Genomic DNA, 21,893 nt, shown 5'->3' on the forward strand with positions numbered 1-21,893 from the left:
CGAAATACGCCCCGTTGAAGCATCGGAAAGAAGGCGAGTGGCGCGACATACCCGTGCCTGCCTCCCTTGAGCCATTCATCGACCGGCTTCCGATCTGCAATGCGAGCGGCGGAATGCCGTATCCCGATCTCCTACGGAAGTCGTGGGACCGCGCCATCAAGCGGCTCGAGCTTCCCGCATACAACCCGCACGACTTGCGGCACGAGTGGACCACCGTGGCCCTGACCAACGGAGTGTCCATCCACGAGGTGTCTCGCCGGCTCGGACATCGTTCGATCAAGGTCACGGTGGACCGGTACGGCCGCCTCACGCAGGACGTCCAGGAGCGCTGCCGTCAGGTCGTCGAGACGACCGTCGGGCCGCACATGCTCACACCAGGCCGAGTGCCTGCAGCGCGCGGTGCTGGCCCGGTGCCGGCTCGACCGGCCAGAAGAGGTAGCAGACACCGCCCGTACCGCTTCTGACCTTGCCGTTCGCGTCGTACCTCTTCGTGCGCAGCCAGATGTTCTCCCACTCGCGGCGCCGGTAGACCCGGCGGACCGCCTCGTTGCTCGGTGAGGCGGGGTCGTTGGCGATGACGTCGCCGTCGGGGGTGAAGCCGATGACGGTCATCAGGTGGCCCGAGGTGCCGTAACCGGCGCCGGTCAGTTCCTCCTTGCGGAAGGACTGGGACGTTATGGCCGGGATGCCGGCCCGGACCAGCGATTCGAGTTCCGTGAGCGAGCGGAGCCGGGTGACGACGGCGTTCATGTCGGGGTAGCCGGCCGCGTAGGCGGCGTTGAAGGGCCAGTTGCCGCAGCCCAGGTACTGGTGGTCGTAGGTGAAGCGGGCCGCGTGGCAGACCTGCGGGTCGGCGAAGGCCGGGTTCACCCAGGCCAGCTGTTCGGCCGTGGGCACGCGCCCCCAGTACTCGACGATCATCTGGGAGGAGGTCGGGCTGCACCAGGCCTCGCCGCCGTTGTCGTACTCGGGGTACTGGCCGACGTGGATGTTCTGGGAGTAGCGCGGGACGTCCAGCTCGCGTTCCAGGCCCGGTTCGGAGGCCGGGACGGTGAAGCGGTCCGGGATGTCCGAGGCCATGGCGCCGAGCCGCCACACCGTGGGGGTGAGGTCGCTGCCCGGGGTGCGATAGAGGGTCAGACGGAGGCGGTACGAGCTCAGCCGCAGGCCGCTCGCCGCGTCGTCGATGGCGAAGGTGTCGGTCCAGACGGTGCTCTTCCCGTCCGTCTGGTCGTCGACCGAGGTGCGGCGGATGTCGTCGTCGCCGGAGGCCCAGCGGCCGAGCACGTACCAGGGGGTGGTGCCGGCGTCGGAGTAGGTGCCGGAGAGTTCGACCTGGAGCCAGGTGCCGGGGGGTGTCTCGGCGTTCCAGGAGGCGATGACCTCGGTGGCGGGCACGGCCGGAGTGTGGACGGGCGAGGTCCAGCTCGCGTACTCCCAGGCGGAGGTGCGTCCGGTGTGCGGGTCGGTGTAGTCGAGGCGGCCGGTGGGGGTGTCGAGTACCAGGCCGGGGCGGCGGCCGGCGACCGCCTGCGTACCGGCCGCCGTGCCGCACCTCCAGTCCGTGTACGAGGACCAGAAGCGGTTGTCGACGAGACCGGCGGCGGGGGCGTGGCCCCGGTCGCCGCCTTCGGCCGCGCAGTCGGAGGCGGCGCAGTCGGGGCCGGACGGTGTGGTGGGGACGGCTGCCGCGGCGGGGCCGGTGGCGGCCGTCCCCGCGGCGGCCGCGAGCGCCGCGGCAAGGACGGTTCTGCGCGGGGTGGAGCTGGTCATGGGCGGTGACCCCCAGTCGAGAACGGTGGGCGTACGGAACTACAGGAGCTCTGCCGGCGGGGCTGCGCGGGCCCACTATCCCGGCTCCCGCGGGCCCTCCGCCAGCACTTCGACCCGCGTCGCGGCACCAATATTGGTCTTCACCACTGGCGGTGGCACCTCCCTGACCTGCGACGGTCCTCTCCTCCCCTACCCTGGGCCCCATGAACGACCTCGACCGCGCCGCCCATGCGCTGCTCCGGCTGCCGCCCTCCTGCGGACCGGTCCGGCTGATCGCGGTCGACGGTCACGCGGGCTCCGGCAAGTCCACCCTCGCGGCCCGTCTCGCCGCCGCCCTCGGCGACGCCCCGGTGCTCCACCTCGACGACCTCGCCACGCACGAGGAGCTCTTCGAGTGGACCGGCCGGCTGCGGGAGCAGGTCCTGGAGCCGCTCTCGCGCGGGGAGACCGCCTTGTACCGCCCGTACGACTGGCGGCTGCGGCGCTTCGGGGAGGCGCGGGCGCTGCCCGCGGCGCCGGTGGTCCTCGTCGAGGGCGTGGGCGCCGGCCGGCGGCTGGTGCGGCCGTTCCTGGCGTGGCTGCTGTGGATGGAGCGGGGTGCCGAGGAGTCCTGGGAGCGGGGGCGCCGGCGGGACGGGGCGGAGCAGGCGTCCTTCTGGGACGGCTGGACCGTGGCGGAGACTCGCCATTTCGCCGGGGACCCCTCCCGGCCCTTCGCCGACACCCTGGTACGGGAGTGCCCGGAGGGGTACGACTGGCTTGCCGGGCCGTCCGTGACAGCGGGCGCGGACCAGATCATCACCCACAGTGACGGCGTCCTGGCCGTGAACTGAGGGGGCGGAAGTCCACTTCCGCAAGTGCCTCAACTTCGCTTGACCGACGGGGCGTACAGGTCTTACGTTCTGAATGTGCGGCTTTTCGGAGCCGCCGCAGACACGAAGCCCCCGGTTGTTCCCCCGTGATCGGGGGCTTCGTTCTGCCCTCGGAAGCCCTCCCGGGACCCCTCTGCGGGCCCTTGGCACGCCCTGATGCTCACCCAGGGTCACTGCTTGCGGATCATGCGCTTCTCCTTAAGCACACCCCCCCTGCGCAGGTACGATGCCCCCAGGTGCGGTCAAATCCCGTCCATGCGATGACGGTTGTGGGGGACCCGATGGACATCGGCACGCAGGGCTCGCAGGCCCCGGCCGAGCTCGCCTGGCTGCGCGGAGTCGACGCCTACACGATGGGCGCGTATCCGCAGGCGGAGGACGAGTTCCGGACGGCGGTACGGATCGATCCCGGGATGGCGGACGCCTGGCTCGGGCTGCACGCGCTCCGGGTCGACACCACGACCGCACTGCTGCGCATGTACCGCAACCGCGACCGCTTCGGCGAGCAGCGGACCCGGTACCGGCGCACCCTGAACTCCTGGTACTGGCTGGGCTGGTGGGTGCAGCCGGTCCTGGAGAGCCCGCGCGACCTGCTGCTCGCGCACGCCTCCCACTGGCTCGACGGCCGCCATGTGCCGGAGCTCGACCGCGCCCTCGCGGGCCTCCCGCCGGTCGACACCGACCCGCAGGTGCGCTTCCTGCACGCCTGTCGCGCCTATCTCGTCAAGGACTGGGACCAGCTCGTCCGGCACACCGAGACCCTCGTCGACGATCCGCTGCTCGGCATCGAGGCCGGACTCTTCGGCGGGATGGCCCGGGTGCGCCTGGAGATGTACAGCCAGGCCGAGCCGCTCCTCTCCGCCTCCCTGATGCGGTGCCGCAGCGAGCAGCCGCAGCGCAAGGAGCTGCGGTACTGGCTCGCCCGCGCCCACGAGGGCACCGGGCGCAGCGCCGCCGCGCTGCCGCTCTACCGGGCGGTGCACCGGATCGATCCGGCGTTCATGGACACCGCCGCCCGGCTGGCGGCGATCGCCGAGTACGACGGCTTCGAGGGCTACGACGGCGTCGACGACCCGGCCGGCCTCGCGACGGTCGCGATGGGCACGCTCGGCGGGGGCCTCGGCCAGGACGCGGTGGACACCGTGCCGGGTGCCGAGCCCGACCCCGGCGGACTCGGCGACGGGCTGCGGCTCGCGCCCGAACCGGTGCCGCCGGCCGCCCCCGTCACGCCGCCGGAGACCGTACGGCAGAAGGCGCCGCTGCCCGGCCAGCCGATGCCGCCGCGCTTCCCGGCGGGGCCCACCGATCCGGTGCTCCTCGCGGAGGCGCTCGCCGAGCTGGAGGGCATGGTCGGGCTCGAACCGGTCAAGCGCCAGGTCAAGGCGCTGTCGGCGCAGCTGGAGATGGCGCGGCTCCGCGCCGGACAGGGCCTTCCGGTCCAGCCGCCCAAACGCCACTTCGTCTTCTCCGGCCCCTCGGGCACCGGGAAGACCACGGTCGCCAGGATCCTGGGGCGGGTCTTCTACGCCCTCGGGCTGCTCGGCGGCGACCATCTCGTGGAGGCCCAACGGGCCGATCTGGTGGGCGAGTTCCTGGGCCAGACGGCGGTCAAGGCCAATGAGCTGATCGACTCGGCGGTCGGCGGGGTGCTGTTCGTGGACGAGGCGTACGCGCTCTCCAACTCCGGCTACAGCAAGGGCGACGCGTACGGCGACGAGGCCCTCCAGGTGCTCCTGAAGCGGGCCGAGGACAACCGGGACCACCTCGTGGTCATCCTCGCCGGCTACCCCGAGGGCATGGACCGGCTGCTCAGCACCAACCCCGGGCTTTCCTCGCGGTTCACCACCCGGGTCGACTTCCCCTCGTACCGGCCGCTGGAACTGACCGCCATCGGCGAGGTCCTCGCCTCGGCGAACGGGGACGGCTGGGACGAGGAGGCCCTCGACGAGCTGCGCTCGATCAGCGGGCACGTCGTCGAGCAGGGCTGGATCGACGAGCTCGGCAACGGGCGCTTCCTGCGCACCCTGTACGAGAAGTCCTGCGCCTACCGGGACCTGCGGCTCTCCGGATACCCGGGGACCCCGAGCCGGGAGGACCTCGCCACCCTGCGGCTCGCCGACCTCATGCAGGCGTACGGCGAGGTCCTGTCGGGCCGCGGCCCGGTCGACCGCGGCCCGCAGCAGGAGCCCCCGGGGTACTAGCCTCCGCGCAGGGCCCGGGCCGTGAGGGTCTCTCCCCCGGGCGCGGAGTCGATCCGCATGCCGAAGGGGCGGCTGATGCGGCGGAGCACGTCGTGGAGCCAGCGCGCGTCCTGCAGCGGGGCCCGTTCGAGCCTCAGCCGTCGGCTGCGCAGGGGCACGAGCCGGACCTCCGCCAGGGTGCCGTCCTCGTCGTGGACGGTGACGAAGTACAGCAGGCGCAGGTCGTCGCGGTACTGCTCCTGGCCGCTGATCCCCTCGTAGTCGTTGACGAGGTCGCCGCACCCGTGCAGGACGAGCCTGCCGCCGTACGCCTCCAGGGGCCGAGGGTGGTGCGAGGAGTGCCCGTGCACGATGTCGGCGCCCGCGTCGACGAGGGCGTGCCCGAACGCGACCTGGGCGCGGTCCGGGGCGTAACCCCAGTTGGAACCCCAATGGACCGAGACGAGGACCAGGTCCCCCGGGCGCCGTTCCGCGCGCACTCGGCCGGCGAGCCGGGTCGCGGCCTCGTCGTACGGCCCTTCGGCGTAGTGCACGCCTCCTCGGCGATCGGTGGCGGCCCAGGCCCGGGGCACCCCGCTGGACGGCAGCCCGAGCGCGTGGACGAGCAGCCGGCGCCCGCCCGGCAGCGGCACCACCGCGGGCCGGGTGGCCTCCTCGGCGTCCCGCCCGGCGCCCGCGGTGCGCAGCCCGGCGGCGGCGAGGGCGTCGAGGGTGTCGTCGAGGCCGCGCCGCCCGTAGTCGAGGACGTGGTTGTTGGCGAGGACGACCACGTCGGGGCGGACGGCGGTGAGCGCGGGCAGATCGGCCGGCGACATCCGGTAGTGCACGGCCTTGCCGGGCGTCGGCACGTCGTGGTGGGTGACGGAGGTCTCCAGATTGACGACGCGGGCGTCCGGCCGGGCCTCGTCGATGAGCCGGAGCGCCTCGCCCCACGGGTAGTCCGGGGCGGCCGGACGCGGAACGGGCCCGTGACGCGCCTCCGCGAGGGCCACGTAGTCCCGGGCGTCCCGTACGTACCGCTCGGGCAGGGCGGGGTCCAGCGGATGGGGAAGGATCTGGTCGATTCCCCGGCCGAGCATCACGTCTCCGCAGAGGAACAGCCCGGTCAGACCACCGCCGCCCATGCTCCCAGGCTAGTCGCAGGGCCCTCCGGCGCTCCGCGGCCCGTGACGTCCTGCCCCGGGGGACGGACGTCACGGGCCTGCCGGGTGCCGGCCCCGAGCCGGGACCGGAGCCGGCCTGCCCGGTGCTAGCCCCGAGCCGGGACCGGAGCCGGCCTGCCGGGTGCTAGCCCCGAGCCGGGACCGGCGCCGGTCCGGGTGGGGGCTGGACACGGTGGGCGGGGTCGCGGACCTCGCCCACCAGCATCTCCAGGACGTCCTCCAGGGCGACCAGGCCGAGGACCCGGCCCGAGCCGTCCGCGACCTGCGCCAGATGGGTGGCGGCGCGGCGCATCACGGTGAGGGCGTCGTCGAGCGGCAGCTCCGCGCGGAGCGTCGCCATCGGGCGCCACAGCCGCTGCGGCACCGCCCGCTCCCGCTCGTCCAGGTCCAGGACGTCCTTCACGTGGACGAAGCCCATGAAGGTCGCCCGGCCCTCGGCGCGGACCGGGAACCGGGAGTACCCGGTCCGTACGGTCAGCTCCTCGATCTCGCGCGGGGTGACCGACGGCGGGACCGTGACGAGGGAGGCCGGGGCGATGAGGACGTCCGTCACCGGGCGGCTGCCGAGTTCGAGGGCGTCCTCCAGGCGCTCCTGCTCGACCGGGTCGAGCAGCCCCGCCTGGCCCGCGTCCTCCACGAGCCGGCCGAGCTGGGCGCTGGTGAAGACCGCCTCCACCTCGTCCTTCGGCTCGACCTTGAACGCCTTCAGGACGATCCGGGCGCAGGCGCCGAGCGCGGCCGTGACGGGCCGGCAGAGCCGGGCGAAGCCGACCAGGCCGGGGGCGAGCCAGAGGGCGGTGCGCTCGGGGTCGGCCATCGCCAGGTTCTTCGGGACCATCTCGCCGATGACGAGGTGGAGGAAGACGACCGCGGCGAGGGCGATGACGTAGCCGAGCGGATGGATCAGCCCCTCCGGGACGCCGATCGTGTGGAAGACCGGTTCGAGGAGGTGGGCGACGGTCGGCTCGGCGACGGCGCCGAGCGTCAGGGAGCAGACGGTGATGCCGAACTGGGCGGCGGCCATCATCTGCGGCAGGTTCTCCAGGCCGTGCAGGACCTGCTTGGCCCTGGCGCCGCCGAGCGGCTCGATCTGGCTGCGCCGGACGGAGACGAGGGCGAACTCGGCCCCGACGAAGAAGCCGTTGGCGAGGACCAGGAGGACGGCGAAGAGGAGTTGCAGGGTGCTCATCGGGCGGCCTCCACCGCGACGGGCGTGGAGGCGGCGGCCGCCGCGACCGGGTCGGGGCCGAGGGCCGGGTCGGTCACGACCGCGTCCGGGCCGGGGGCCGGGACGGCCGCGACCCGGTCCGTGTCCGGGGCCGTGCGGACGATCCGTACCCGTTCGGCGCGGTAGCGGTCCACCTGGCGCACCGAGAGCCGCCAGCCGGGGAGCTCCGCGCGGTCCCCGGGGGCCGGAATGCGCCCGAGGAGGTCGGCGACGAGGCCGGCCACGGTCTCGTACGGCCCGTCGGGCACGTCGAGGCCTATCCGGCGCAGGGTGTGCACCCGGCAGGAGCCGTCGGCCTCCCAGGCGGGACGGCCGTCCTCGGCGGGCGCCGCGGCCAGCTCGGGCCGGCCGTCGGCGGCCGTGTCGTGCTCGTCGCGAACCTCGCCGACGAGCTCCTCCACGATGTCCTCCAGGGTGACCACGCCGGCCGTGCCGCCGTACTCGTCGACGACCACCGCGATCGGCTGCTCCCGGCGCAGCCGCTCCAGGAGCGTCTGGGCGGGCAGCGTCTCGGGGACGAGCAGCGGCGGGACCGCGATCCGTCCGACGGGGGTGCGCAGGCGGGCGTGCGGGGCGACGGCGAGCGCGTCCTTGAGGTGGACCATGCCGACGATCTCGTCGATGCGGTCCCGGTAGACCGGGAAGCGCGAGAGGCCGGTGGCCCGGGTGAGGTTGAGGACGTCGGCCGCCGTGGCGTCCCACTGGAGGGCGCTGACCTTCACGCGCGGGGTCATGACCTGCTCGGCGGTGAGCCCGCCGAGGGACAGGGTCCGTACGAAGAGGTCGGCGGTGTCCTGTTCGAGCGCGCCGGCCTGGGCGGAGTGCCGGGCCAGCGAGACGAGCTCGCCGGGGGTGCGGACGGAGTCCAGCTCCTCGGTGGGCTCGACGCCCAGGAGCCGCACCAGCCGGTTCGCGACCCTGTTGAGCAGGGAGATCACCGGCCGGAACAGCGCCGAGAAGCGGCGCTGCGGGGTGGCGACGAAGCGGGCGACCTGGAGCGGCCGGGAGACCGCCCAGTTCTTCGGGACGAGCTCGCCGACGACCATCTGGACGGCGGAGGCGAGCAGCATGCCGACCACCACCGAGATCCCGGAGACGGCCCCTTCGGGCAGTCCGGTCGCGGTCAGCGGCCCGTGGAGGAGTCCGGCGAGCGCGGGCTCGGCGAGCATGCCGACGACCAGCGAGGTGATGGTGATGCCCAGCTGGGTCCCGGAGAGCTGGAAGGACAGCTCGCGCAGCGCGGTGACGACGGTGCGGGCGCGCCGGTCGCCGGCGGCCGCGGCCCGCTCGGCCTCGGCGCGCTCGACGGTCACGAGGCCGAACTCGGCGGCCACGAAGAAGCCGTTGGCGAGGATCAGGAGGAAGGCCGCGAAGAGCAGCAGAAGGGAGACGATCATGCCGCCGCCTCCAGGGAGGGGGCGGCGCAGGTACTACCGGACGATCCGTCCATTGCTGGAGGGAGTCACTCCTCGGGTCGAAGGGAGGTCTCGCGGGCCGCGGTCGCGGCCCTGCACACGCGAGACGGTGGTGCCGCTCGGCACCACCGTCTCCAGAGTAGTCACGTGAACGCCCCGAGGGGCAGGGGGTCGGCCCCGGATGGGGGACGGATCGGGGTTTCCCCCAGGTCGCCCCGGGCCCGGATCGGGGTTTCCCCCAAGCCGGATCGGGGTGTCAGCGGGTTTCGGCGCTCGTTCCGCGGCTGTCCGCGAGGGCCCGCAGGGCGCGGGCGTCGCGGATCGCCGATTCCTTGGCGATCCCGGGCTGGATGCCGAGGGCGGGCAGGCTCGTGCCGTCGCTCAGGTCCAGGAAGACCCAGGGGTCGCCGGGGCGGAGGTTGACCTTGAGGATCTCCGCCCAGGCGAGGCGCCGGGTCCTGGTGATGTTGACGACCGTCACGCCGTCCTCGTCGGCCACGACCTTGGGACGGCTCAGCAGGACCAGGACCCCGGAGAGCAGCGCGGCGGTGAAGACGAAGCTGGCGCGCTCCCCCGGTCCGAGGCGCTCCAGCATCATCGCGACGGCCGTGATGACGACGAACATCGCGAGGCCCATCGTCAGCAGGATCGCCCGGGTGCGCCCGGGGCGGAAGGTGACCGGGAGGGCGGGCGTCGTGGACTGCGACATCAGGGGTTCCTCAGTGCCTGGTGGGACGTGCGGGCCTGCGGGCCGTCAGAGGCGGCAGGCGTGGATGGCGGTGGTGAGGATGGCGCGGGCGCCGATCTCGTACAGGTCGTCCATGATCCGCTGCGCCTCCTTGGCGGGGACCATCGCGCGGACGGCGACCCAGCCCTCGTTGTGCAGCGGGGAGACGGTCGGCGACTCCAGGCCCGGGGTGAGGGCGACGGCCTGCTCCAGGTGCTCGGCTCGGCAGTCGTAGTCCATCATCACGTAGCTGCGGGCGACGAGGACGCCCTGGAGGCGGCGCATGAACTGCTGCACCTGCGGGTGGTCGTCCGCGGCGCCGTGGCGGCGGATGACGACGGCCTCGGAGGTCAGGATCGGCTCGCCGATGACCTCCAGGCCGGCGTTGCGCAGGCTGGTGCCGGTCTCCACGACGTCCGCGATGACCTGGGCGACGCCCAGCTGGATCGCGGTCTCCACCGCGCCGTCCAGGTGGACGACGGAGGCGTCGATGCCCTGGTCGGCGAGGTGCTTGGCGACGATGCCCTCGTAGGAGGTGGCGATCGTCATGCCGCCGAAGTCCTCGGGGCCGTTCGCGGTGCCCGGGCGGGTGGCGTACCGGAAGGTGGAGCGGCCGAAGTTCAGCGCGAGGATCTCCTCGGCGCTGGCTCCGGAGTCCAGGAGCAGGTCACGGCCGGTGATGCCGATGTCCAGCTTCCCGGAGGCGACGTAGATCGCGATGTCCTTCGGCCGGAGGTAGAAGAACTCGACCTCGTTGTCGGGGTCGATGACCACGAGTTCCTTGGACTCTTTGCGCTGGCGGTAGCCGGCCTCATGGAGCATTGCCGACGCAGGTCCGGAGAGGGAACCCTTGTTGGGGACGGCGATGCGCAGCATGGGGTGAGCTTCCTTTGCCTGGGAGTCTTGGGGAGGGTGTGGGCTTTTTCGGTTGTGCTCAGAGGTCGTGCTCAGAGGTCGTGCTCGGAAGGTCGCGCTCAGAGGTGGGCGTAGACGTCGTCGAGCGAGATCCCGCGGGCGACCATCATCACCTGGACGTGGTACAGCAGCTGCGAGATCTCCTCGGCGGCCGCTTCCTTGCCCTCGTACTCGGCGGCCATCCAGACCTCGGCGGCCTCCTCGACGACCTTCTTGCCGATGGCATGGACGCCCTTGCCCACCAGCTCCGCCGTGCGGGAGGTGGCCGGATCGCCGGTCTCTGCCTTGAGCTTGAGCTCGGAGAAGAGCTCTTCGAAGGTTTTGTTCGCCATGATGGTCCTAAGAGTACGGGGTAAGGGGCGCGGTCCTAGCGCCAGGGCTCGCTGACCGTGCGCAGGGTGGTGGCGGTGGCGACGGCGGCGGTGACGGCCTCGTGGCCCTTGTCCTCGGAGGATCCCTCGAGGCCGGCGCGGTCGAGCGCCTGCTCCTCGTTGTCGACGGTGAGGACACCGAATCCGACGGGTACGCCGGTGTCGATCGAGACCTGGGTGAGGCCGTGGGTGACGCCCTGGCACACGTACTCGAAGTGCGGCGTTCCGCCGCGGATGACGACGCCGAGCGCCACGATGGCATCGTAGCCGCGCCCGGCGAGCACCTTCGCCACGACCGGGAGCTCGAAGCTGCCGGGGACGCGCAGGAGCGTCGGCTCGTCGATGCCGAGCTCGCTGAGGGCGCGCAGGGCGCCGTCGACGAGACCGTCCATGATCTTCTCGTGCCACTGCGCCGCGATGACCGCGACCCGGAGGTCGCCGCAGTTCTTCACGCTGAGGACGGGTGCGCCCTTGCCGCTCATGTCTCTCCTTGCCGATCTTCTAGCTGGTTCCGTACGTGATCACTGGTTGTTGCAGGTGGAGGCCTGGGAGCCGTCCAGCCAGGGCAGGTCGTGCCCCATCCGGTCCCGCTTGGTGCGCAGGTAGCGGAGGTTGTGCTCGCCGGCCTGGACCGGCATGGGCTCGCGGCCCTCGACCCGCAGGCCGTGCCGGGTGAGGGCGTCGATCTTGTCGGGGTTGTTGGTCATCAGGCGCAGGCTGCGGACGCCGAGGTCGGCGAGGATCTGCGCGCCGGCCGCGTAGTCGCGGGCGTCGGCGGGCAGGCCGAGTTCGAGGTTGGCGTCGAGGGTGTCGCGGCCCTGCTCCTGGAGCTCGTACGCGCGCAGCTTGGACAGCAGGCCGATGCCGCGGCCCTCGTGGCCGCGCAGGTAGACGACGACGCCGCGCCCGGCCTCGGTGATGCGGTCCATGGAGGCCTGCAGCTGGGGGCCGCAGTCGCAGCGCAGCGAGTGGAAGATGTCGCCGGTGAGGCACTCGGAGTGGACGCGGACGAGGACGTCCTCGCCGTCGCCGATCTCGCCGTGGACGAGGGCGACGTGCTCGACGCCGTCGACGGTGGAGCGGTAGCCGTACGCGGTGAACTCGCCGTGGGCGGTGGGGAGCTGGACCTCGGCCTCGCGGCGGACGGTCGGTTCGGCGGAGCGCCGGTAGGCGATCAGGTCCTCGATGGAAATGATCGTCAGGCCGTGCTTGCGGGCGAAGGGGACCAGCTCGGGCAGGCGCAGCATGACGCCGTCCTCGCCGGCGATCTCGACGATCGCGCCGGCCGGGCGGAGGCCCGCGAGGCGGGCGAGGTCGACGGCGGCCTCGGTGTGGCCGTTGCGGACGAGGACGCCGCCGGGCTTGGCGCGCAGCGGGAAGATGTGGCCCGGGCGGACGAAGTCGGAGGGCTCGTGGCTGCCGGAGGCCAGCATCCGCAGGGTGGTGGCGCGGTCGGCGGCGGAGATGCCGGTGGTGACGCCGTGGGCGGGGGACGCGTCGACGGAGACGGTGAAGGCCGTGCGCATCGACTCGGTGTTGTGCGCGACCATCTGCGGGAGTTCGAGGCGCTCCAGCTCCTCGTCCTCCATGGGGGCGCAGATCAGGCCGCGGCACTCGCTCATCATGAAGGCGACGATCTCGGGGGTGGCCTTCTCGGCGGCGATGACGAGGTCGCCCTCGTTCTCGCGGTCCTCGTCGTCGACGACGACGACGGGCCGGCCGGCGGCGATGTCGCGGATGGCCTGCTCGACGGGGTCGAGGGCGAGGTCGGTGGCGTCCCAGAGGGAATGGGCGTTCACGCGTGGGCTCCTTCCAGGACTGCGGTGCTGCGGGAGCGCAGCCACCAGTCGCGCATGCCCCACAGGACGAGCGCGCCGTAGATGACGTAGACGAAGCCGGAGAAGGCGTAGCCGTTGGCGAAGTTCAGCGGGACGCCGACGAGGTCGACGAGCAGCCAGGCGAACCAGAACTCGACCATGCCGCGGGCCTGGGCGTACATGGCGACGACGGTGCCGACGAAGATGTACGCGTCGGGCCACGGGTCCCAGGACAGCTTCGGGAAGGCCTCGAAGAGCAGGGCCACGCCGACGGTGCCGACGGCGGCCGCGGCGATCATGGCGGCACGCTCGCCCCAGCCGGCGAAGCGCACGGTGATGTGGCCGTCGGCGCCCTGTCCCTTGCCGCGCTGCCACTGCCACCAGCCGTAGAGCGCCACCAGCATGACGACGACCTGCTTGCCGGCGCTGCCGGTGAGGTGGCCGAAGAAGGCGCCGAAGAGGATGAGGCCGGCGAGGAACTGCACGGGCCAGGTCCAGACGTTGCGGCGCCAGCCGAGGGCGAGGGCGACGAGTCCGAGGATGTTTCCGATCATGTCGGACCAGATGATGTGCTGGTCGAGGACGGTGAACGCCTCGGAGTTGAGCCAGTCCAGCTGGTTCACTTCTCGTTCTCCTTGGCGTCGGTGCCGAGCAGCCGCTCGACGTACTTGGCGATGACGTCCACTTCGAGGTTGACCGGGTCGCCGGACTGCTTGATGCCGAGCGTGGTCAGGTCGAGGGTGGTCGGGATGAGGCTGATGGTGAACCAGTCGTCCCCGACCTCGACGACGGTGAGGCTGACGCCGTCGACGGTGATCGAGCCCTTCTCGACGACGTACCGGGAGAGGTGGGCGGGCAGCCCGACCTTGACGAGCTCCCAGTGCTCGGACGGGGTCCGCTCCAGGATGGTGCCGGTGCCGTCGACGTGGCCCTGGACGATGTGACCGCCGAGGCGGCCGCCGACGGCCATGGGCCGCTCCAGGTTGACCCGGGAGCCGACTTCGAGGGCGCCGAGGCTGGACCGCTTGAGGGTCTCGGCCATGACGTCGGCGGTGAACTCGCCGTCGCCGAACTCGACGACCGTGAGACAGACACCGTTGACGGCGATGGAGTCGCCGTGCTGGGCGCCTTCCGTGACCAGGGGGCCGCGCAGCCGGAAGCGGGAGGCGTCCTCCAGCTGCTCGACGGCGACGACCTCGCCCAGTTCTTCGACGATTCCGGTGAACACGGTCAGGCTCCCTTGAGGGTGGCGGTGATGCGGAGGTCGGATCCGATGCGCGCGGTATCGGTGATGTCGAGCCGCAACGCTTCGGTGATGGTGCTGATTCCGGCGTCGGCGAGGGCGCCGGGGCCCGCGCCGAGGAGGACCGGGGCCAGGTAGCCGACGACCTGGTCGACGGCGCCCGCGGCGATGAAGGCGCCCGCGAGGGTGGGTCCGCCTTCGAGGAGGATCGAGCGGACACCGCGCGCGTGGAGGGCGTCCAGGAGGGCGGGGACGGCGAGGCCGCGCTCGGCCCTGGGAAGCCGTACGACCTCGGCGGCCGCGGTCCCGGCGAGCGGGCTCCCGGCGACGGCGGTGTCGACGAGGGACGTCTCGGCGTCCTCGGCGACGGCGATCAGGGTGGGGGCGGCCTCGTCGAGGACCCGGGCGCCGGGCTTGACGGCGGTCGCCTCGGTGTCGACGACGACGCGCAGCGGCTGTACGGCGCCTTCGACGCCCCGGACGGCCAGGTGGGGGTCGTCGGCGCGGGCGGTGCCGGAGCCGACGACGACGGCGTCGGCCTCGGCGCGCAGCCGGTGGACGTCGGCGCGGGACTCGGCGGAGCTGATCCAGCGGGAGGTGCCGTCGGCGGCGGCGATCCGGCCGTCGAGGGTGGCGGCGTACTTCCAGCGGACGAAGGGGCGGCCCTTGCGCACGGAGGTGAGCCAGGCGAGGTTGCCGGCCTCGGCCTCGTCCTGCAGGAGGCCCTGCTCGACCTCGACCCCGGCGGCACGGAGGGTGTCGGCACCGCCCGTGGCCTGGGGATTCGGGTCGCCGACGGCGTACACGACCCGGCTGATCCCGGCCTCGATGAGGGCCTGGGCGCAGGGGCCGGTGCGGCCGGTGTGGTTGCAGGGTTCGAGGGTGACGTAGGCCGTGCCGCCGCGGGCCAGGACGCCGGCCGCGCGCAGGGCGTGGACCTCGGCGTGGGGGCCGCCGGCGCGCTGGTGGAAGCCCTCGCCGACCTGGTGTCCGGAGGCGTCGGTGATGACGCAGCCGACGACGGGGTTGGGGCTGGTGGCGCCGAGTCCGCGTGCGGCGAGCTCGACGGCGCGTCGCATGGCGGTGATGTCGGCCTGCTGGGCCACCGGGTCCTCCTGCCTCTTCGGGCACGGACTCCGGGGCCTGTCGATGACGACAGAGAGCGGGAAGGACGCCTCGCACGGGGTATGCCGGTAGGCCGGAGGTCCACGGGTGCGCCGACGGAACGCGGCCACCAGCGGACGTACGGCCGGCACACCCCTGGAAGGGGTCACCCGCCGCGCACTGCCTCCCATCCGGACTTTCACCGTCGGTCCAGGAATCTCACCTGGTCAACCGGCCGCTGGCTGCGGACGGGTCGCGGACTATACCGCCGGTTCGGAATTACACCGACCCCGGAGTGCGCTGCTGCTGATACAGGGCCAGTGTGCCACGCCCCGCGTGAGGCGATAGCCCCGAACCCTGTGGGCTGCCTCACAGACTCCCACAGGATCCTTCTTTGGTCCAGACCTATTGACGCACTGGTCTAGTCCTCTTAATCTCCGTGTCACCTCCGAGGTAACGGTCCGTCGGCGTGCGCACTCCACGGGCCCAACACGACCCACCCCCTTGTTCGTTGTGTTCCGCAGACCTCCCTTGGAGGAACCCATCGTGTTGTCCCCCACGACGAAGAGAGCCTCGCTGATCGCGTCCGGCGCGGCCGTCGCCGGGCTGCTGCTCAGCTCGCTCTCCGGCGGCGTCTCGTACGCCGCCGACAACGAGTCCTGTCGACCCGACGGGCTCTACAAGACCCCCGGCGTCGACGTCCCGTACTGCTCGGTCTACGACACCGAGGGCCGCGAGAAGATGGGCGCGGACCACCAGCGCCGGGTCATCGGCTACTTCACCGGCTGGCGCACCGGCAAGAACGGCCAGCCCGCGTACCTGGCCAAGGACATACCGTGGGACAAGGTCACCCACATCAACTACGCCTTCGGTCACATCGGCGGCGACAACAAGCTCTCCGTGGGCGCGGACGGCCCCGACAACGCCGCCACCGGGATGACCTGGCCCGGTGTCGCGGGCGCCGAGATGGACCCCGCGTACTCCTACAAGGGCCACTTCAACCTGCTCAACAAGTTCAAGAAGCAGCACCCGAACGTCAAGACGCTGATCTCGGTCGGCGGCTGGGCGGAGACCGGCGGCTACTTCGCCGACAACGGCGACCGGGTGGGCTCCGGCGGCTTCTACTCGATGGCCACCAACGCCGACGGTTCGGTCAACCAGGCCGGGATCGACACCTTCGCGAACTCGGCCGTCGACTTCATCCGCACGTACGGGTTCAACGGCGTCGACATCGACTACGAGTACCCGACCACGATGAAGGACGCGGGCAACCCCCTCGACTGGCAGATCTCCAACGCGCGCCGCGCCGGGCTCGTGCAGGGCTACGCGGCCCTCATGAAGTCCCTGCGCGAGAAGCTGGACACGGCCGGCGCCGCCGACGGCAAGCACTACCTGCTCACCGTCGCCGCCCCCTCCTCCGGCTACCTGCTGCGCGGCATGGAGACCTTCCAGATGCAGAAGTACCTGGACTACGTCAACATCATGTCCTACGACCTGCACGGCGCCTGGAACGAGTACGTCGGCCCCAACGCCTCGCTCTTCGACGACGGCAAGGACGCCGAGCTGGCCGCCGCGAACGTGTACGGCTCCTCGCAGTACGGCTCCATCGGCTACCTCAACACCGACTGGGCGTACCACTACTTCCGCGGCTCCATGCCGGCCGGCCGCATCAACATCGGCCTGCCCTACTACACCCGCGGCCACAAGAACGTGCAGGGCGGCACCGACGGCCTGTGGGGCAAGGCGGCCGCGACCACCTGCCCGGCGGGCGCCGGTCTGACCAAGTGCGGCGACGGCGCCACCGGCATCGACAACCTCTGGCACGACAAGGACACCAACGGCGTCGAGTCGCCCGCCGGTTCCAACCCGATGTGGCACGCCAAGAACCTGGAGAAGGGGATCGTCGGCGACTACGTCACCCAGTACGGCTTCCCGGCGAACACCACGCTGACCGGCACCTACGCCCGCAAGTACGACGCGACGCTGGTCGCGCCGTGGCTGTGGAACGCCGAGAAGAAGGTCTTCCTCTCCACCGAGGACGAGCAGTCCGTGGCCGCGAAGGCCGACTACGTGGTCGCCCGCGGCATCGGCGGCACCATGGTCTGGGAGATGGCCGGCGACTACGCCTGGAACGCCACCAAGGGCCAGTACGAGATGGGCTCCACGCTCACGTCGCTGATGTACGACAAGTTCAAGACGGCCACCCCGTACGGCGCGAAGAAGTCCAACAAGGCGCTGCCGGCCCAGGCCGTGAAGATCGACACCCAGTTCACCGAGTTCAAGCTGGGCGACTCGAACTACCCCATCACCCCGAAGATCAAGATCACCAACAACACGGCGACGACGCTGCCCGGCGGCACGGAGTTCCAGTTCGACTACGGCACCTCCGCCCCGGACAACGCCTCCGACCAGTCCGGCTTCGGCACGAAGGTCATCAGCAGCGACCACACGGGCTCCAACGTGGGCGGCCTGAAGGGCGACTTCCACCGCGTCTCCCTGAAGCTCCCGGCCTGGCAGTCGCTCGCCCCGGGCGCCACGGTCGACCTGGCGTTCAACTACTACCTGCCGGTGTCCACCCCCTCCAACTGGACGGTGAACATCAACGGTACGACGTACGCCCTCGCCGGCGACCTGGCCCGCGGCACGACGGTCGTCGAGCCGGGCACCACCACCCCGCCGACCACGCCCCCGACCACGGAGCCCACGACCCCGCCGACGACCACTCCCCCGACGACGACGCCGCCCACCACGACCTGCACCGCCCCGGCGTACGTGGCCGGCACGATCTACAACGCGGGCAACGAGGTCTCCCACAAGGGCCACAAGTGGAAGGCCCAGTGGTGGACGCAGAACGAGGAGCCGGGCACGACCGGCGAATGGGGCGTCTGGAAGGACCTCGGCACCTGCTGACGCTCCCCCGCTGAACCCCCGGCGGCGGTCACTCACGGCCCTTGCCGCCGCCGGGCTCCCACGCCGAACGCCGCGCTCCCGTCCCGGGGCGCGGCGTTCGGGCTTCTCCCGCCGTCCTTTACGGGAACAGGTCGTCCTGCGCGGCGTCGCGGGCGCGCAGCAACGCGCCCCGGAGCACGGCCGCGTCGCCGAGGGTGCTCGCCCGAACCCCGGTCCGCAGCGGCGAAAGCCGCGCAAGCACGGCCTCCACCCGCGAGGCCAGCTCGTCACCGCCCCGGTGCCCGGTCTCCCCACCGAGCACCACACACCCCGGATCCAGTACGGAGGCGACGGCAGCGGCCCCGATCGCGAGCCGCTCCGCGAGCACGTCGAGAAACGCCTCACGCCCGCCGCCGGTGGCCGGCGCGGGCGCCCGGCCCGGTTCCGGGGTCAGGGCGTTTGCCGGGGTGACGCCATGGGTCGTGGCCAAGGTCTCGACGGCCGCCGCGCCGACCAGTTCGTGGAAACCGCCGTCGCAGTTCGTGCCCGACGGGAGGCCCGAGGTGCCGGGGACCGGCAGGAAGCCGATCTCGCCCGCACCGCCGGAGGCCCCGCGCCGGACCCGGCCGCCGAGGACGACCGCCGCGCCGACGCCCTGGCCGAGCCAGAGGAGCACGAAGTCCTCGCGGTCGCGGGCCGCGCCCTCGCGGAATTCGGCGACGGCGGCGAGGTTGGTCTCGTTCTCCACGAGCACGCGCGCGGGGAGCCGCTCCTGGAGCACCGCGACGAGCCGCCGGTGCCAGGCGGGCAGCCCGGTGGAGTCGCGGAGCTCGCCGGTGGCCGGGTCGATCAGGCCGGGCGCGCCCACGGCCACGGTGTGCAGCCGGTCGACGCCGGCCTCCTTCACGGTCCGCTCCAGGAGCGTGACCGCCTTCTCCACGGCGGGTCCGGTGCCGTTGTCGTCCCCGACGGGCGCCGAAGCCTCGGCGAGGGTGGTGCCGAGCAGGTCGGCGACGACGACGGAGACCGAGTCGGTCCGCACGTCGAGCGCCGCGAGGTGGGCGCGCTCGGCCACGATCCCGTACAGCTTGGCGTTGGGACCGCGGCGCTCCGCGCCCGCCTCCCCCACGACGTGGACGAGGCCGGACTCCCGCAGCCGTTCGACGAGATCGGCGACGGTCGGCCGGGAGAGTCCGGTGAGCGTCTTGAGCTGAGTGGCCGTCAACGGGCCTTCGTCCTGGAGCAGTCGCAGGGCGAACCGGTCGTTGATGGCTCGTGCGGTGCTCGGGGATGCGGCCATGCGGGGATCCTCTCAGACGCGCCGGACCCGGGGGCCCTCACCGTGGTCTATTTATCAGGCAGGGTTCCTGATAGTTTACGCGGCAGACCGCATCTCCGGGACAGCACGACCACAGGGAGGGCCCATGGCGGCGGAGACCGTCACCAGCACCGATCGCCTCCGGCGGGCGCGCTTCGCCGTCGCCGCCGTCTTCTGCGTGCACGGCTCGGTCACCGGGAGCTTCGCGACCCGGATCCCCTGGATCCAGGAGCACGCGGGCGTCAGCGCCGGCCAGCTCGGGCTCGCGCTCGCCTTCCCCGCGCTCGGCGCCTCCCTCGCGATGCCGCTGGCCGGGGCCGTGTCCCACCGCTTCGGCGCCCGCACGGCGCTGCGCGGCCTGCTCGCCCTGTGGACCCTCGCGCTCACGCTGCCCTCGCTCGCCCCGAACATCTGGGGGCTGTGCGGCGCGCTCCTCGTGTACGGGGCGACCGCGGGCATGTCCGACGTGGCGATGAACGCGCTCGGCGTCGAGACCGAGAACCGGCTCGGCAAGTCCATCATGTCGAGCCTGCACGGCATGTGGAGCGTGGGCGCCCTGCTCGGCTCGGCCGCCGGCACGGTCGCCGCCCATCTCGGCGGCGACGCCCGGCTGCACCACCTGGTCGCGGCCCTCGTGCTCACCGCGCTCGGTCTGGTCTTCTGCCAGGGCGTGCTCGACGTCCGCAGCACCCCGGAGGAGGAGCCGCCGCCGCGCTTCTCGCTGCCGCCGAGGTCCGCGCTGATCATCGGCGCCATCGGTTTCTGCGGGGTGTTCGCGGAGGGCGCCAGCCTCGACTGGTCGGCCGTCTACCTCCGGGACGAGCTGGGCAGCTCGGCGGGGCTCGCGGCCGCCTCCACGACCGCCTTCGCGCTGACGATGGCGGTGGCGCGGCTGGCCGGCGACCGGGTGGTGGACCGCTTCGGCGCGGTCCGTACGGTACGGGTCGGGGGCGCCGTCGCCACCCTCGGCGGGGTCCTGGTGGTCCTCGCCCCGCACGCCGCCGTCGCGATGGCCGGTTTCGGTCTGATCGGGCTCGGGATCGCGGTCGTCGTCCCGCTGGCGTTCGCCGCGGCCGGGCGCAGCGGCCCGAACCCGAGCCAGGCCATCGCGGGCGTCGCCACCATCACGTACACCTCCGGCCTCATCGCCCCCTCGGCGATCGGCGGCATCGCGGACGCGACCTCCCTCGTCTTCTCCTTCGGCCTGGTCACCCTGCTCACCCTGGGTCTGGTGCTCGGCGCGGGCGTGCTCAGGACCGGCGGCCGGGAGACGGCGTCGTCGACGCCCGCGCCGGCGAAGAGCGCCGACCCGGTGGGCCAGGACGCCGGGCCGGTGGCCTAGGTCCCGGGACGAATCGTCGAAAACTCCGTCCGGCGGCGGCGCATACCATGTGGCTGATCTTTTGCGGTCGCGACACGGCCGCCGGAACCGGAGAACGGGAGCGACCTCATGAACCTCGGCGTGCGCTGGACCCTGCACGGCGACGGGAGAACACCCGCTCCGGGAGCGGTCGTCCGCCCGGACGAGCGGCTCTCCTGGCCCCGTACGGTCGGCCTCGGCGCCCAGCACGTCGTGGCCATGTTCGGGGCGTCGTTCGTCGCCCCGGTCCTCATGGGTCTGGACCCGAACCTCGCGATCATGATGTCCGGTGTCGCGACGGCGATCTTCCTGCTCGCGACCCGCGGCACCGTCCCGTCCTACCTGGGCTGCTCGCTCTCCTTCGTGGGCGTCGCCGCCGCCATCCGGGCCTCGGGCGGCACCAGCGCCACCGTGACCGGCGCGGTGCTCGTCGTCGGCGCGGTCCTCTTCCTGGCCGGTCTCGCCGTGCGGAAGTTCGGCGCCCGGATCATCCACGCGGCGATGCCGCCGATCGTGACCGGCGCCGTCGTCATGCTGATCGGCTTCAACCTGGCGCCGGTCACCGCGTCCACGTACTGGCCGCAGGACCAGTGGACGGCGCTGCTGGTGATGCTGTTCACCGGTCTTGCCGTGGTCTGTCTGCGCGGCTTCTGGTCCCGGATCGCGATCTTCCTCGGCCTGGTCTTCGGCTACGGCATCTCGTGGATCTTCGACCTCGTCTTCGGCAAGATCCACTCGATGTCCCCGGGCGGCCAGGTCACCGACCACTGGCGGCTCGACCTCTCCGGCGTCTCCAAGGCCGACTGGATCGGCCTGCCCTCCCTCCACGGCCCGAGCTTCGAGTGGTCCGCGATCCTCGTCGCGCTGCCCGTCGTCATCGCGCTGATCGCGGAGAACGCCGGACACGTCAAGGCCGTCGGCGAGATGACCGGCGACAACCTGGACGACCAGCTCGGCACCGCGATCGCCGCCGACGGCGCCGCCTCGATGCTGTCGACGGCCGTGGGCGGCCCGCCGAACACCACGTACTCCGAGAACATCGGCGTCATGGCCGCCACCCGCGTCTACTCGACCGCCGCCTACTGGGCCGCCGCCGGCTTCGCGCTGCTCTTCGGCCTCTGCCCCAAGTTCGGCGCGGTCGTCGCCGCGATCCCCGGCGGTGTCCTCGGCGGCATCACCGTGATCCTGTACGGCATGATCGGCCTGCTCGGCGCCCAGATCTGGATCAACGCCAAGGTCGACCTGCGCAATCCGCTCAACCTGGTCCCGGCCGCCGCCGGCATCATCATCGGCGTCGGCGGCGTGAAGCTGACCTTCACCGACACCTTCGAGCTGGGCGGCATCGCGCTCGGCACGATCGTCGTCATCACCGGCTACCACGTGCTGCGGGCCTTCGCCCCGGCCCACCTCAAGGAGCAGGAGCCGCTCCTCGACGCCGGCACCAGTTCGTACGAGAAGAGCACGGAAGACGCGTCGAAGAACTGAGTGATTCGCCCG

General features: G+C 72.1%; 19 protein-coding genes and 1 riboswitch. Of the genes, 6 read left to right on the top strand and 13 right to left on the bottom strand.

Annotation, left to right across the window (positions count from 1 at the left end; genetic code table 11):
- Positions 1–113 precede the first annotated feature (113 nt).
- Complete coding sequence (locus tag ABT041_RS28155) at positions 114–464, top strand: tyrosine-type recombinase/integrase (RefSeq protein ID WP_351189514.1); 351 nt, start codon at positions 114–116, stop codon at positions 462–464.
- Here the strand turns inward: ABT041_RS28155 and ABT041_RS28160 are convergent.
- Positions 370–1,773: a C39 family peptidase gene (locus ABT041_RS28160; RefSeq protein ID WP_351189390.1), complete on the bottom strand. Its 1,404-nt coding sequence runs from the start codon at positions 1,771–1,773 to the stop codon at positions 370–372. The genes ABT041_RS28155 and ABT041_RS28160 overlap by 95 nt on opposite strands.
- A 203-nt stretch (positions 1,774–1,976) precedes the next feature.
- Here ABT041_RS28160 and ABT041_RS28165 point away from each other — a divergent pair, with 203 nt between their 5' ends.
- On the top strand, positions 1,977–2,606 hold the full coding sequence (locus ABT041_RS28165; RefSeq protein WP_351189393.1) for a uridine kinase family protein: 630 nt from the start codon (positions 1,977–1,979) through the stop codon (positions 2,604–2,606).
- 320 nt (positions 2,607–2,926) lie between these two features.
- Positions 2,927–4,846, top strand: coding sequence for an AAA family ATPase (locus tag ABT041_RS28170; RefSeq protein ID WP_351189517.1), 1,920 nt, complete (start codon positions 2,927–2,929; stop codon positions 4,844–4,846).
- Here ABT041_RS28170 and ABT041_RS28175 read toward each other — a convergent pair.
- From ABT041_RS28175 to ribD, 11 genes are all read right to left on the bottom strand, one after another.
- Positions 4,843–5,970: a CapA family protein gene (locus ABT041_RS28175; protein ID WP_351189396.1), complete on the bottom strand. Its 1,128-nt coding sequence runs from the start codon at positions 5,968–5,970 to the stop codon at positions 4,843–4,845. The genes ABT041_RS28170 and ABT041_RS28175 overlap by 4 nt on opposite strands.
- 163 nt (positions 5,971–6,133) lie before the next feature.
- A complete protein-coding gene (locus ABT041_RS28180; protein WP_351189399.1) occupies positions 6,134–7,198 on the bottom strand; it encodes a hemolysin family protein in 1,065 nt (354 codons plus the stop codon).
- Positions 7,195–8,634 (bottom strand): hemolysin family protein, encoded by a 1,440-nt coding sequence (locus ABT041_RS28185; RefSeq protein ID WP_351189402.1) that lies wholly within the window; start codon positions 8,632–8,634, stop codon positions 7,195–7,197. The genes ABT041_RS28180 and ABT041_RS28185 overlap by 4 nt, the downstream gene beginning before the upstream one ends.
- A gap of 274 nt (positions 8,635–8,908) precedes the next feature.
- The gene (locus ABT041_RS28190) at positions 8,909–9,361 is read right to left on the bottom strand and encodes a PH domain-containing protein (protein WP_351189404.1); all 453 of its coding nucleotides are present in this window, start codon (positions 9,359–9,361) and stop codon (positions 8,909–8,911) included.
- A 45-nt stretch (positions 9,362–9,406) separates the two neighbouring features.
- Entirely contained in the window at positions 9,407–10,255 is an 849-nt protein-coding gene (hisG, locus tag ABT041_RS28195) for an ATP phosphoribosyltransferase (RefSeq protein ID WP_351189407.1), read from the bottom strand.
- 98 nt (positions 10,256–10,353) lie between these two features.
- On the bottom strand, positions 10,354–10,626 hold the full coding sequence (locus tag ABT041_RS28200) for a phosphoribosyl-ATP diphosphatase (RefSeq protein ID WP_030691288.1): 273 nt from the start codon (positions 10,624–10,626) through the stop codon (positions 10,354–10,356).
- A gap of 35 nt (positions 10,627–10,661) precedes the next feature.
- Positions 10,662–11,147: a 6,7-dimethyl-8-ribityllumazine synthase gene (gene ribH, locus ABT041_RS28205; RefSeq protein WP_024760819.1), complete on the bottom strand. Its 486-nt coding sequence runs from the start codon at positions 11,145–11,147 to the stop codon at positions 10,662–10,664.
- Positions 11,148–11,186: 39 nt separating this feature from the next.
- Positions 11,187–12,464, bottom strand: coding sequence for a bifunctional 3,4-dihydroxy-2-butanone-4-phosphate synthase/GTP cyclohydrolase II (locus tag ABT041_RS28210; protein ID WP_351189411.1), 1,278 nt, complete (start codon positions 12,462–12,464; stop codon positions 11,187–11,189).
- Entirely contained in the window at positions 12,461–13,096 is a 636-nt protein-coding gene (locus tag ABT041_RS28215) for a nicotinamide mononucleotide transporter family protein (RefSeq protein WP_351189520.1), read from the bottom strand. Before ABT041_RS28215 ends, ABT041_RS28210 begins: the two co-directional genes overlap by 4 nt.
- 5 nt (positions 13,097–13,101) lie before the next feature.
- Complete coding sequence (locus ABT041_RS28220) at positions 13,102–13,710, bottom strand: riboflavin synthase (RefSeq protein WP_351189413.1); 609 nt, start codon at positions 13,708–13,710, stop codon at positions 13,102–13,104.
- A gap of 2 nt (positions 13,711–13,712) precedes the next feature.
- Complete coding sequence (ribD, locus tag ABT041_RS28225; RefSeq protein ID WP_351189416.1) at positions 13,713–14,831, bottom strand: bifunctional diaminohydroxyphosphoribosylaminopyrimidine deaminase/5-amino-6-(5-phosphoribosylamino)uracil reductase RibD; 1,119 nt, start codon at positions 14,829–14,831, stop codon at positions 13,713–13,715.
- Between the two features lie 171 nt (positions 14,832–15,002).
- Positions 15,003–15,132: riboswitch (FMN riboswitch) on the bottom strand.
- A 243-nt stretch (positions 15,133–15,375) separates the two neighbouring features.
- Here ribD and ABT041_RS28230 point away from each other — a divergent pair.
- Positions 15,376–17,739: a chitinase C-terminal domain-containing protein gene (locus ABT041_RS28230; protein WP_351189419.1), complete on the top strand. Its 2,364-nt coding sequence runs from the start codon at positions 15,376–15,378 to the stop codon at positions 17,737–17,739.
- Between the two features lie 118 nt (positions 17,740–17,857).
- Here ABT041_RS28230 and ABT041_RS28235 read toward each other — a convergent pair whose 3' ends face one another.
- Positions 17,858–19,018, bottom strand: a complete 1,161-nt coding sequence (locus ABT041_RS28235) for an ROK family transcriptional regulator (RefSeq protein WP_351189422.1) — start codon at positions 19,016–19,018, stop codon at positions 17,858–17,860.
- A gap of 124 nt (positions 19,019–19,142) precedes the next feature.
- Between ABT041_RS28235 and ABT041_RS28240 the strand changes: the two genes are divergently transcribed.
- Positions 19,143–20,378, top strand: a complete 1,236-nt coding sequence (locus tag ABT041_RS28240; RefSeq protein ID WP_351189425.1) for an MFS transporter — start codon at positions 19,143–19,145, stop codon at positions 20,376–20,378.
- A gap of 108 nt (positions 20,379–20,486) precedes the next feature.
- A complete protein-coding gene (locus ABT041_RS28245; protein WP_351189428.1) occupies positions 20,487–21,881 on the top strand; it encodes a uracil-xanthine permease family protein in 1,395 nt (464 codons plus the stop codon).
- Positions 21,882–21,893: the final 12 nt, after the last annotated feature.

This window comes from Streptomyces sp. NPDC002825, assembly GCF_040295385.1.
In the GTDB taxonomy this organism is placed as follows: Bacteria; Actinomycetota; Actinomycetes; order Streptomycetales; family Streptomycetaceae; genus Streptomyces.

Excerpts from the sequence above, each read along its gene's own strand:
- ABT041_RS28155 (WP_351189514.1), top strand. The coding sequence starts at position 114 with ATGCCGTATCCCGATCTCCTACGGAAGTCGTGGGACCGCGCCATCAAG.
- ABT041_RS28160 (WP_351189390.1), bottom strand. The coding sequence starts at position 1,773 with ATGACCAGCTCCACCCCGCGCAGAACCGTCCTTGCCGCGGCGCTCGCG.
- ABT041_RS28165 (WP_351189393.1), top strand. The coding sequence starts at position 1,977 with ATGAACGACCTCGACCGCGCCGCCCATGCGCTGCTCCGGCTGCCGCCC.
- ABT041_RS28170 (WP_351189517.1), top strand. The coding sequence starts at position 2,927 with ATGGACATCGGCACGCAGGGCTCGCAGGCCCCGGCCGAGCTCGCCTGG.
- ABT041_RS28175 (WP_351189396.1), bottom strand. The coding sequence starts at position 5,970 with ATGGGCGGCGGTGGTCTGACCGGGCTGTTCCTCTGCGGAGACGTGATG.
- ABT041_RS28180 (WP_351189399.1), bottom strand. The coding sequence starts at position 7,198 with ATGAGCACCCTGCAACTCCTCTTCGCCGTCCTCCTGGTCCTCGCCAAC.
- ABT041_RS28185 (WP_351189402.1), bottom strand. The coding sequence starts at position 8,634 with ATGATCGTCTCCCTTCTGCTGCTCTTCGCGGCCTTCCTCCTGATCCTC.
- ABT041_RS28190 (WP_351189404.1), bottom strand. The coding sequence starts at position 9,361 with ATGTCGCAGTCCACGACGCCCGCCCTCCCGGTCACCTTCCGCCCCGGG.
- hisG (WP_351189407.1), bottom strand. The coding sequence starts at position 10,255 with ATGCTGCGCATCGCCGTCCCCAACAAGGGTTCCCTCTCCGGACCTGCG.
- ABT041_RS28200 (WP_030691288.1), bottom strand. The coding sequence starts at position 10,626 with ATGGCGAACAAAACCTTCGAAGAGCTCTTCTCCGAGCTCAAGCTCAAG.
- ribH (WP_024760819.1), bottom strand. The coding sequence starts at position 11,147 with ATGAGCGGCAAGGGCGCACCCGTCCTCAGCGTGAAGAACTGCGGCGAC.
- ABT041_RS28235 (WP_351189422.1), bottom strand. The coding sequence starts at position 19,018 with ATGGCCGCATCCCCGAGCACCGCACGAGCCATCAACGACCGGTTCGCC.
- ABT041_RS28240 (WP_351189425.1), top strand. The coding sequence starts at position 19,143 with ATGGCGGCGGAGACCGTCACCAGCACCGATCGCCTCCGGCGGGCGCGC.
- ABT041_RS28245 (WP_351189428.1), top strand. The coding sequence starts at position 20,487 with ATGAACCTCGGCGTGCGCTGGACCCTGCACGGCGACGGGAGAACACCC.